We start from the raw sequence: 12416 nt of genomic DNA, 5'->3' as shown, positions 1-12416 counted from the left end.
GGAATCTTGGCGCAAGCGATTGCCGGGGGAGGAGGATTCACCGGCACGCAGACTGGCAATATTGCGACGATGGGCGGCACGATTGCAAGCAACAGCACAAGCATTGCCGGTGATGTCGAAGTAACCAACAAGGCAACGATTGCAACATTTGGAGTCAACTCTGCAGCGATCATTGCTCAATCCATTGGTGGTGGTGGCGGCTCCTCAGCCACCAGCGCCAGCAGTTCATTACGGATGGGCTCGATTTCCACTGCAGTGGCATCGAAAGACATCCCAGTCATCACAACAGGCAATGTCACCGTCACCAACACAAGCAATCTCAGCACAACAAAGGTCGGGTCAGCGGGCCTGTTCGCACAGTCCCTAGCTGGCGGCGGTGGATACATGGCTCAAACAGGCAGTGACAAAAAATACAAAATTACGTTTGGCAGCACTGGGGAGATCAACGCAACCGCAGGTGCCGTCACAGTCAATAACTCTTCGAAGGCAATTACTACAAAAGGGAATTATTCACCTGCTTTAGTCGCGCAATCGATTGGAGGAGGCGGCGGCTATGGCTTGCTGAATGCAAGTGGTTTGGGAGGAACTCGGATCGGGGCCATAAATAACAACAGCGGCAACGCCAACTCCGGCAACGTCACTGTTGAAAATAAGGCAATCCTCTGGACCACCGGTGAATTCTCCGCAGCCCTAACGGCCCAAACAATCGGAGGCGGTGGCGGTGTGATTAGCTCCGCCGCTGGAGATCTTGCTCTTGGCACGAAAAACCATCTCGCCGCTGCCGCATCAGGTGACATCAAGGTCACCAACACCAATCTTGTTCAGACCGATGGCAACTATTCGAGTGGCATCATTATTCAGTCGATTGGAGCCGGAGGCGGGTACATTGCTGGGTCCTCTGGCGGAAAAGCGACCCTTGGAGCAGTCAATGGCCTTAGCGATACGTTAGGTACATCGGGCAGCATCACTCTCTCTTCAACAGGACAGTCGATTCAAACTTCAGGGATTGGTTCAACAGCAATCCTGGCTCAATCCATTGGCGGCGGTGGTGGATTCATTGGCTCCTCCAAAGATGGGGTGACATTCGGAGGCACGAGTCTGAAGAACATCAACGCTGGCAATGTCAACGTCACCAATACCAGCCTGCTCAGCACAACAGGCGGTGCATCAGCTGCCCTTGTTGTTCAGAGTATTGGTGGTGGCGGTGGTGTCGTCAGCCTCACCAGCAATGAGACAATTCAGCTGGGGGGCGACAATATAGTTGACTCCAAAGCAGGCAATATCAATATCAAAAATAGTGGGAACATCGTTACCACAGGGATTACATCGCCTCTGATCATGGCGCAGTCCATCGGTGGTGGCGGTGGCTACACCACCCTAAACAATGAACTCGCGAAGGCTGACAATACACAAACTCTGCAGATGGGTGATAACGGCTCTCTTCGTGCACATAGCGGAGCGATCACCCTCAACAATTCGGGCAATCTCTCGTCCAAAGGCATCTCGTCCTCTGCGATGGTCGTGCAGTCGATTGGTGCTGGTGGCGGCAACGTGCGCCGGCTTGACCAAAAGGAGCTCGCATCCAATCTTCAATTGGGATCGAGTGCAACCGGCAATGGCTCAGGAGGAGATATCACGGTAAGCAACACCGGCAGCTTTATCACAACCGAAGGAGATTATGCCCGAGCCATGCTGATCCAATCCATCGGTGGTGGTGGCGGTTGGCTGGCAGGGAGCACAGCAGAAGATACAACTGTCCAACTCGGCTCCCTCTCACCCTATGGAACCGTCAAAGGCGGAAACATTGACGTCATCAACAGGGCCAACATCACCACTACCGGATTGAGTGCTGGTGCTATTACCGTTCAATCCATTGGAGGCGGAGGAGGCCTTCTGGGCAATAAAGCCGGCACGGTACAAATGGGTCTTAACAAAGGCTCTGGTTTCAGTGATTCAGGATCGGTCGATGTAACCAACTCTGGATCGATTAGCACCAAAGGCATCGATGCACCGGCCCTCTTACTTCAATCAATTGCTGGAGGAGGAGGTCGTGCCGACCAGTATTACGGCAATGTTCAACTGGGCCTCACAGGACGTGGAAATAAACTCTCAGCATCCAGCGGGCTCGTCAAACTGATTAATACTGGCAAGTCTATTTACACAGAAGGCAATAGCTCGCCGGGCATCGCAGCTCAGTCGATTGGTGGTGGTGGCGGCTTCATCGGAGAAAACAGATTCACAGAAACACCACCCAACTCATGGAAAGGACACATGGGCACTGGCAGCCAAAAATGGAACAAAAAAGGTTCTGTTGTTGCCGACGTGTTTGGAGACACCGATGATGCCGGAAATGTCGAGGTTACGAACCAAGCCTCCATCACCACGAAAGGAAAGATCTCTCCTGCCTTAGTCGCCCAATCCATTGGCGGCGGTGGAGGGTATGCCGGCAGCATGAATGCCGCAACCATTTCACTAGGCGCCAATGGATATGTTTCCAGCAATTCTGGCGATGTTGTAGTCAACAACAGTGGAGATATCAGCACCACCGGGCAAGCCTCCGGAGGCATCCTTGCCCAATCCATCGCCGGGGGCGGTGGCTTCATGAGTGCAAGAACAATCGACGAAATGTACATGGGTTCGCTTTACACAGCCAACTCCACGAGCGGGAACGTCACCGTCACAAACTCCGGAAACATCAGCACAACAGGCCGAGGCTCCATTGCATTGCTTGCACAAAGCGTGGGTGGTGGAGGGGGCGTTAACGCCTTCTCTCAATTAGATAAGAGTTTGCTCTCCAGTACGGAAGGGAGTTATCGCCTCTTCCTTTCTGGCCACAAAGCATTTAATTCAGGTTCAGAAAACATCACGGTTAAAAACACCGGTGAGTTCATTACAACCACAGGAAGAGGTGCTCCAGGCCTACTGATTCAAAGTGTTGGCGGTGGAGGCGGCTGGACAGACCTCCAATCTGCCAACAACAGCAACCTACGCCTCGGCAGCCAAGGGGGATCGATTGGCTTTGGTGGCGACATTGATGTCAACAACACAGCCAATATCTCGACTACAGGAAATTATTCGCAAGCCATCCGAGTGCAAACCGTTGGTGGCGGTGGTGGTGCGGTGAGCGCGAAAGCCAACTCTGTGCGGATGGGTGCCAAGGATATGGCCGGCAACAGCAGTGGCGGTGACATCACCTTCCGCAATAGCGGCAACATCTCCACAACAGGTGATGGCTCCACAGGCATCAACATCATGAGCCTGGGCGGGGGAGGCGGAACCATCTTCGGGACGTCAACCGACCTTGCGAAGATGGGAATTAACGCACCAGACCTCACCATTGACGCCAGTGGTGGTGACATCACTGTTGAGAATACCGGTAGCTTTATTACCACCACAGGTGAAGCGGCAACTGCCCTAACCGCTGTCAGCGGGGGTGGCGGCGGCGGCTTCATCGCTGAGATCGGCGGCGATCTCTTGGCTGGCGCAAACACCAAAGGCAACACATCAGCAGGTGACGTGTCCGTCACCAACACAGCCTTACTGAAGACGCTTGGTGACGGTTCGATTGGCCTTGCAGCTGTCAGCCATGGAGGAGGACAGGCCCTAACAGGACCTGTAACCAAAGGGGAGCAACTGATATCAGTGGGCAACATCGGCGGCTCTGATGGATCGGGTGGTGCAGTCACCGTGAATAACACCGGGATCATCACGACCACGGGAGATGCCGCACCGGCGATGCTTGTGCAATCGGCCGGTGGCGGTGGCGTCTACGCACCAGTGGCATCGGATCCAGAATTCTTCTGGCTTGGCAACGCCAGTACGAATACCGAAGCGAATGCTAATTCTGGCCAGACAATCACCATTAACACGAACGGCAATATCACCACCGAGGGCATAGGTTCACAAGCATTAATTGCCCAATCCATTGGCGGTGGTGGCGGCTTCTTAGGAGACATCACACCGAACAAAGGCGGACAGAGTGCTGCTCTTCTTGGAAGCCAAGGTCCGCAAGGGTTCGTGAAAAAAGAGACAGCTAGCTCATGGAACGAAGACTGGAAAGACATCATCGACAACAAAGTCGCGGGCGACAGCAACTACTTCCGCATCCTTGACAATCTCGACCATGTCGACGCAATGATCGTCAAGAACAAAACAGTTGGCATAGGCGGCGGAGGCAATGCCAACGCTGTCAACATCACGATCAATGCCGAACAATATTACACACAAGGAGATAATTCTTCCGTTGTTCTTGCACAAAGCATTGGCGATGGTGGCGGATGGCTACTACTCGATCAAGGCAACAATTACTCCTTCCTCGGAGCAATCCAATCTAACGGCGGCAAAGGCGGCGCCATTACCGTGAATAGCAATGCCAACCTATTTAGCTTGGGCATCAATTCGCCAGCCCTAGTGGCCCAATCGATTGGTGGTGGTGGCGGCGCCACAGGCGACTCTCAGAGATTTGCGAGAGTCGGCACCCTAAAAGGACGGGGTGACAACAGTGCAGGAGATGTATCGATTACGCAAACCGGAAACATCAGCACCAAGGGCATTTATTCCAGCGGCCTGCTGGCCCAATCCATTGGCGGTGGTGGTGGCCTCGTTGGCATCGTTTCAGGCGCAGTCAGCGTTGGATCCATACAATCTCTGGCCTCCCAGACATCCACCGCAGGAAAGGTTGATGTCACCACTCAAGGAACGATTCAGACGACAGGGAACAATTCGCCGGCATTAGTGGCGCAATCCATCGGTGGCGGCGGTGGCTGGATCGCCCAGGCGGCCGGCCAGGTTGACCTGGGTTCGTACAGAACCCTTGAAAGCAACAACCAAAGCAATGCCGTTGATGTCACCACCAACGGCTCGATTCAGACCTTCGGCAGCAACAGCACAGGAATTCTTGCCCAATCCATCGGTGGTGGCGGTGGATTTATCGGTATCAATACAGCCGTCGATTATCGAATGGTGCTTGGCGCCACTTATTCCGATGGATCCAACGACTCCTCTAATGTTTCTATCAACAACAAAGGTAAAATAACCACAACTGGCAACAACTCAGCCGCCCTCATCGCCCAAAGTATCGGTGGTGGCGGTGGCTCTGGCGCTATCAATTGGAAGCTAACAGATGATCGCGACGGATATGATTCGACCCCCGCTTTCCTACTAGGGGCGGTCGACACAACATTAGGCAGTTCAGGCGATATCACAGTCAAAAATCAATCCAATCTGACAACCACGGGACTGGGATCCCCTGCACTGCTGCTTCAAAGCATTGGTGGGGGCGGCGGCGCCATCCAGGCTTTAAATGATGCCTATACCGGAAACATCCAATTCGGGCACGAGTCTCAATCTGTTAACGCCACATCCAAACTGTCTGCGGGATCGATCAACTTCACCACCACAAATAGCAGCCTCATTTCAACATCTGGGGCACGGTCAGCGGCAGCCATCCTGCAGTCGATCGGAGGCGGCGGAGGTTGGGCGCTCGTCAATTCCAGAACATCTGCAATTCTGGGCCTTGAATCTGACGTCTCCAAATATTTTAGTGGCACAGCAACGGGTGGTCCGATCACCGCCAATGTCAGTGGCATCCTGCAAACCACCGGTGATAACAGCCCTGCTTTTGTCGTTCAGACCATCGGTGGTGGCGGCGGGTTTGCCGGCAATGCAACAACCAATGGCTTGTTAGGGGCTTACATCAATGCTGCCTCCGTCGGCATCACCGGCTCAAGCAATCTGCCAATGCCGATCGCCTGTCGCTTCGGGTCTTGCGAAATTCAACCGGTTGAGCAAGCAGTGCTGGCTGATATTGAAGGTGACCTGATCACGAAAGGTTCCACATCCCCGGTCATGCTTGTCCAGGCCATCGGTGGTGGTGGTGGCCGTCTTGGCACTGTTGGCGGTAACGCCACCCTGGGCCTCTCCAGCCTTGGTGTCAGCAATGGAGATGGCGGTGCCATCCGCGTGGTGAGCAACGCCGGTGCCTCTCTCACCTCCATCGGCAACGATTCCGCTGCTCTGGTGATTCAATCCATCGGTGGTGGTGGTGGCTCAGTCAATTCCATCGGCGGAAACGCCACTCTCGGCGGCTCTGGAACCGGTAGCTTCAAGGCCGGTGCCATCACCCTCAACGGACCCTTCACTGCGCTCACCAAGGGCATTAACAGCCCCGGTGTGGTGATGCAATCCATCGGTGGTGGTGGTGGCCTCGCTGGTGATGTGGATGGAGATCAAATCAATTTCGGCACCGTGAGCACGGGCAACACCTCAGCCAGTGATGTCACTGCTATTAGCCAGCGCTGGACTATCTCAACGGAGAAACGCAACTCACCGGGCCTCATCCTCCAGTCCATCGGCGGCGGCGGCGGCGTTGCCTATACCTCCAAATCCTCCGTCAGCCTTGGTGGCGATGTCGTAGGCCAAACCAGCTCTGGATCGATCAGCCTCACCTCCAAGAGCAACTCACGGATCCAAACCACAGGTGTTTCCTCCCCAGCGGTCATCGCCCAAACCATTGGCGGTGGCGGCGGTTACGTCGGTGGCGACGGCAGTGGTAATTCAGCTGCTGTGGAACTGGGCGGCAGTGGCCAAATGGTCGGCAATAGCGGCTCGATTGATCTTTACTTCAGCAGTGCCAGCAACCTGGTCACCACCGGCGTGCAATCGCAAGGGGTGATTGCCCAATCCATCGGTGGCGGCGGCGGTTTCACCTCCCAAAGCGGAGACACTATGCGCCTCGGCATGGATGGCGGTCTCGCCAATGCTTCCGATGTCCTCATCACCCAACAAGGCACGATCATCACCACCGGCAAAAACTCAGAAGGCATCGTCGCCCAGTCCATTGGCGGCGGCGGCGGTAGCGCTGGAGGCAGCAGCACCAGCCTTGTGATGGGAGCCACCAATGCCAGCGGTAATGCCGGCAACGTCAGCATCAACAACACCGGTGGAACCATTCAGACCACAGGCGATTACAGCATCGGTGTGGTCGCCCAATCCGTTGGCGCCGGTGGTGGTCGGATCGGCAGTGCCAGCGGCTCTCTCACCCTTGGTGCGAACGGAGCCAGCGGCAATGCTGGCAATGTCACCCTCAACAACACGGGTGGAACGATTGCAACCAGCGGCAATTACGCACCCTCTTACCTGATGCAATCCGTCGGTGGCGGCGGCGGCATGGTCGGCCTTGGTGACAGCAACGGCAGCGGTACCGTCATCCTCGGCGGTGGCAGCAACGGCACCGCTGGATCCGGCGGCACCCTCACCCTCGTAGAAGGCGGCGGCATTCTCCAAGCCACTGGGCAGTTCTCACCTGGCGTGATCCACCAATCCATCGGTGGCGGTGGTGGCTGGATCGGCAGCGTTCCCGCTGGCACCGTTCAGCTTGGTGGCCTCACCACCGGCACCTCCACCGGTGCTGACCTCGAACTCATCCTCCCCTTCCAAGTCATCACCACTGGTACCAACAGCCCTGGTGCCGTTCTCCAATCGATCGGCGGTGGTGGTGGCATCGTTGCCGATGTGGGCGGGAATGTGGTGGTAGGCGGCACGCAACAGGCCGGTGTTGATGCATCAGCCGGTTCGCTCAAATACACCCAACTCAGCCGCAGCATTCAGACAGCTAGTAACGACAGCCCAGGCGTCGTGCTCCAATCCATCGGTGGTGGTGGTGGTCTCCTCGGTGCCGTTGATGGCAGCGTCAGCACCGGAAGCAGCTCCTCTCTTCGCTCCGACATCCGCGGCGGAAGCATCACAGCCATCAGCGGCGCACCCATCACCACCAACGGCATCAGCTCCCCGGGCTTCACGATCCAGTCCATCGGTGGCGGCGGCGCCTTAATCGGCAGTGCTCCCACCTCCGTCAGCGTGGGTGGCAGTGGTTTTGGCGACAGCCGCTCGGGCGCCATCAACTTCACCAACTCCGGAAACATCATCACCACCGGTCTCAACTCCACCGGTGTGATCCTCCAGTCCATTGCTGGTGGCGGTCTCTACACCACCTCAGCTGGCGGCAACGCCATCAGCCTGGGTGGCTCGGTGATCGGCAACAACAACAGTGCAGCCATCACCTTCTCCACTAGCGGAGCAATTGCAACCTCAGGTAGTAATTCGGCAGCAATCGTCGCCCAATCCATCGCCGGTGGTGGTGGTGCCGTCTTTGGTCTCGAAAAAGCCACCGCCACCAGCATCAACCTTGGCGGCACGAAGGCCACAGACAACCAAGCCAATGCACTGAATCTGACAATCACTGGAGACCTCACCACCACTGGCAATCTCTCTCCTGCTCTGCTGGCCCAATCCATCGGTGGTGGTGGTGGTTATGCACCTCTCCCCTCTGCAACAGCAAGCGCCGGTGCCGTCAGCAGTCTCAACCTTGATGCCGGAAAAGTTGACCTCACCCTGAACGCTGATGTGGTGACGACGGGCTTCGGTAGCGATGGCGTGCTGCTGCAATCCATCGGTGCTGGCGGTGGTGTCACGGGCTCCACCTCAAGCTCCCTCACCATGGGCGCATCGACACTCGCCAACGGCGACGCTGCTGATGTCACCATCAACAGCACCGGCACGATCACCACAGCCGGGGCTCAGTCCATCGGCATCTCGGCTCAATCCATTGGTGGCGGCGGTGGACGGGCCGGCAGTGCCGCTGGCAGCGTCACGCTCGGTGCCAATGGCGCCATCGGTGATGGTGGCAAGGTCAGCCTTGATCTCGCAACGAACGGAGGCAATGGTTCGATCCAAACCTTTGGAGACCAATCACCCGCCTTTGTGCTCCAGTCGCTCGGTGGCGGCGGCGGCCTGGTCTTCCCCAGCACCGACACGAGCAGCGGCGATCTTCTCCTCGGTGGTGGAACAGAAGGCAGCGAAGGTTCAGGCGGTGTGATCAGCTTCACGGCCGGCAGCCGTAGCCGCGTGGTCACCACTGGTCAAGGTTCCAGCGGCCTCTCCTACCAATCCATTGGTGGTGGTGGCGGCTATACCGGCAGCACCAGTGCCAATGCCCAACTGGGCGGCCGATACCTCGGCACATCCTCCGCTGCTGCTCTCAGTCTCAGCAGTCAGATCAATGCCGCCACCAATGGCACCGATGCAGCTGCCTTGATGCTCCAATCCATTGGCGGCGGTGGCGGCCGCGTTGGCGACGTTGGTGGCAACGCCAACCTCGGCGGTACATCCGGCCTCCTCGGAACTCCGGAAGGCACAGGTGGTGCCCTCAATCTCACCATCGATTCCAACCTCACCAGCGCTGGTGATCGCGGCGCCGGTGCCATCGTTCAAACCATCGGCGGTGGTGGTGGTGTCGCTGGCGCCATCGGCGGCAATGCCACCCTTGGTGGACAGGGCCTTGGCAATCGCAGCGCAGGAGCGCTGACGCTCACAATCAACAACAAGGTGGGCTCCGCTGGTAGCAATGCAGCCGGCCTGATCGCCCAGACCATCGGCGGCGGCGGCGGCAGCGTCGACACCGTGGCAGGCAACCTCAGCCTCGGCCGCACCTCTGCGGTCGCCAACACCGGCAACACATCCGCCGCTGCCATCGAGCTCACGATCAACTCCGGGGCACAGCTGTTCAGCACTGGTAATACCAGCCCGGCACTGATGGCTCAGACCATTGGTGGTGGCGGTGGTTTTGCCGCATCCACCACCGGGACCGTGCAGCTCGGCAGCGGCGGCAGCGGCACTCTCAATGCCAATGCAAGCGCAAGCGGCATCACGTGGAGCAATGCAGCCGGAGGCGTCGTGACGGAAAACACAGCAACGGGCGTCACAGCTACCGAAGTGCCTGGAATCTCAACCAGCGGCAATTTCTCTCCTGCCGTTGTGCTCCAATCCATCGGCGGTGGTGGTGGCTACACCACCGGAGGCAGCAGCGTCAGCTTCTCCGCTGCTGACCATGGCGGCAGCTCCACAACCGCAGGTGACATCACAGTCACCAATAGTGGTGTGATCACAACCAGCGGTGACAACAGCTTTGGCATGCTGATCCAATCCATCGGTGGTGGTGGTGGTGTCGGCGGCTCCTCCTCGGGAGTGGTCAGTCTCAACAACACCAATAAAGACTCCGGCTCTGGCAACATCTGGCTCACCAACACCGGCACCATCCGCACTAGCGGCAAAGGCTCCCATGCTGTCGTGGCTCAGAGTCTTGCCGGTGGTGGTGGCTTCGTCTTTGGAGGCGTCAACAAGGCCAGTTCCCATAAAGCCCTGAGCACCCCAAGTGGGACCTCCGGCAACCTCACCTACAACAACTCAGGCACGATCAGCGCCACCGGCGAAAACGCAGTGGCCCTGCTCTTCCAAACAGCCACAGGCGGTGCCTACCTCTACCAAAACCCTGATGGCACGGTGAGCAACATCACTGAAGGCAGCACCGATACGGTGCAGTACACCGATGAGTTCACGTATGACGAACGTCAATACGTCGGTGCCCGTGCCGGTGAAGTGAAAGTGATCAACACCGGTGTGATCATCTCCAGCGGTGAAGGTGGCATTGGCATCACCAAGAGCACCAGCGCCATCAGCGGCAACTTGAACGTTGTCAATGAAGCCGGTGCTGTGATTCAAGGTGGCACTGGCAGCGATGCGGCCGCCATCGTGCTGCCCACAAACACCGTTGAACGCGTCACCAATTACGGCACCATCATTGGTGGCAGTAATGGCAGTGGTGAAGCCATCCGAGGACCAGGTGGTCCGGATGAAATCAACAACTACGGCGAGATCTCTGGAGACATCATCATTCCAGGGCTCACCAAGAACATCTACAACGCCCCAGATGCACGCCTTGAGTCCAACCTCGTGCAAGCCAACGGCAATGTCACCCTCTATCAGCGCGGCGTCATTAACCCCGGTGGTGAGTACCGCATCGGCGATCTCAAGGTCTACGCCAACTTCGAAACCACCAACACCTCCCTCTATGAGGCAGACCTCGTTCTCCGCTCCGGCAAGACTGACAACCTCACCACCCACTACCGCGCTGATCTCAACGGCACTATTGAGCTACTCGCCAACCAGGTGGGTGAGGCCATGCCTGGATCCTTCGTCTCAGAAGGCATCGTCAATGCCCAAGAAGGCGTCACCATCGGTGATCTCAAGCTGATCGCACCCAAGTCAGCGGTTGCCTCCTTTGACTTCGAGCTCACGAACAACAACACCGATCTCGCCTTCCACTACGACGTTGACTACGCACCAGGCGGACTGGATCCCAACTCCACCGCCGTTGGCAAGGCCGTCAACACCATCCAAGCCGCTGGCAGCACGGCAGACTTCAACGCCATTGCTGCGCTGATCTTTGCCCAAGAGACCAAAGGGGAGCTCAACAAGCTCTACCGTCAGCTCTCCGGCGCCACCTCCGCAGCCTTCCCACAAGTGGCACTCGCCACTGGCCAAGCCTTCCAGCAAGAAGTCAACACCAGCCTTGATTCCGCTGTGCTCTCCCAGCTGCAGCGCTGCATCCTCAACGTCCAAACGCTCCAGCCTGGTGACACCTATACGGGTGATCCCAACGACTGCGGTAAGTGGCGCACCTGGGTGGAAGCCGGTGGTTCCGATGCCGCAACACCTGGCAGCGGTAGCTCTGCGCAAGCCGGCTACAACACCACCGCCTTCAACACCTCCGTCGGTGCTGACACCCTCGTGGGTGACAACACCCTGATCGGAATCGCTGGACGCTTTGACAATCTCTGGACCACGACCGATGAACCCACCACCTTCGGGAAAACCGAGGGCTGGAGTGGCATGCTCTACGCCAAGCAGCGCCTGTCCTCCTCCACCTGGCTCACTGGTTCCTTCTCCGCTGGTGGTTTCTCAACAGACACCACCCGTCAGGTCAACATCAAGGGCTACCCCTCCACCGAGGAAGGCTCCTCCAGCAGCACCGCCATCGGCGGCAGCCTCCGCCTCAGCCATCGGATCAGCACCGGCAACCAGGGCAGCCTCACCCCAAGCCTCGGCCTCAGCTGGCTGCAGCTCAATCAGGCCAGCTACTCCGAAACCACCACCTCCAAAAACCGCGCCTATGTCCAGCCTGGTAATCCCCTGATCAAAACCGCCGATCCAGGCAAAGCCAGCTACTCCCTCAAGTACGACGCCGCCACCTACAACTCCGTTCCACTCGAGCTCGCCCTCGCCTTCAAGCAACCCTTTAAGACCGGTAGCACCACCTTCATCCCCCGCCTCAGCCTCGGCTATGCCTGGGATCTCGGTGATACCAACCGGGCCCTCACCGCCAGCTTCCGATCGGCTCCAAAGGGCTCCTTCACGGTGGATGGAACTCCAGCACCGACCTCCTGGCTCAACGTTGGGCTCGGCTTGGATGTTGCACTCAACAACCGCTTCTCGCTCTACTTCAATGGCCTCGGTCAGCTTTCACCAGGAAGCACCCAATCCATCAACTACAACGGTGGCTTTAGGTGGAGTTTCTGAGT

1 protein-coding gene (cut by a window edge) is annotated in these 12416 nt (G+C 57.6%); it reads left to right on the top strand.

From position 1 onward, the window contains the following. A protein-coding gene (locus tag SIB72_RS05325; protein ID WP_413744872.1) for a hypothetical protein crosses the window boundary here: on the top strand, positions 1–12414 show its 3' portion. 19572 nt of this gene lie to the left of the window's left edge; 12414 of the gene's 31986 nt are visible here — the last part of the coding sequence; its start codon lies beyond the left edge, outside the window; it ends in the stop codon at positions 12412–12414. Positions 12415–12416: the final 2 nt, after the last annotated feature.

Origin of the sequence: Synechococcus sp. MIT S9451 (assembly GCF_047304725.1) — a bacterium.
Lineage (GTDB): Bacteria > Cyanobacteriota > Cyanobacteriia > PCC-6307 > Cyanobiaceae > Synechococcus_C.
The sequence above is the reverse complement of the archived record's forward strand: the minus strand, read 5'-3'. Positions and strand labels throughout refer to the sequence as shown.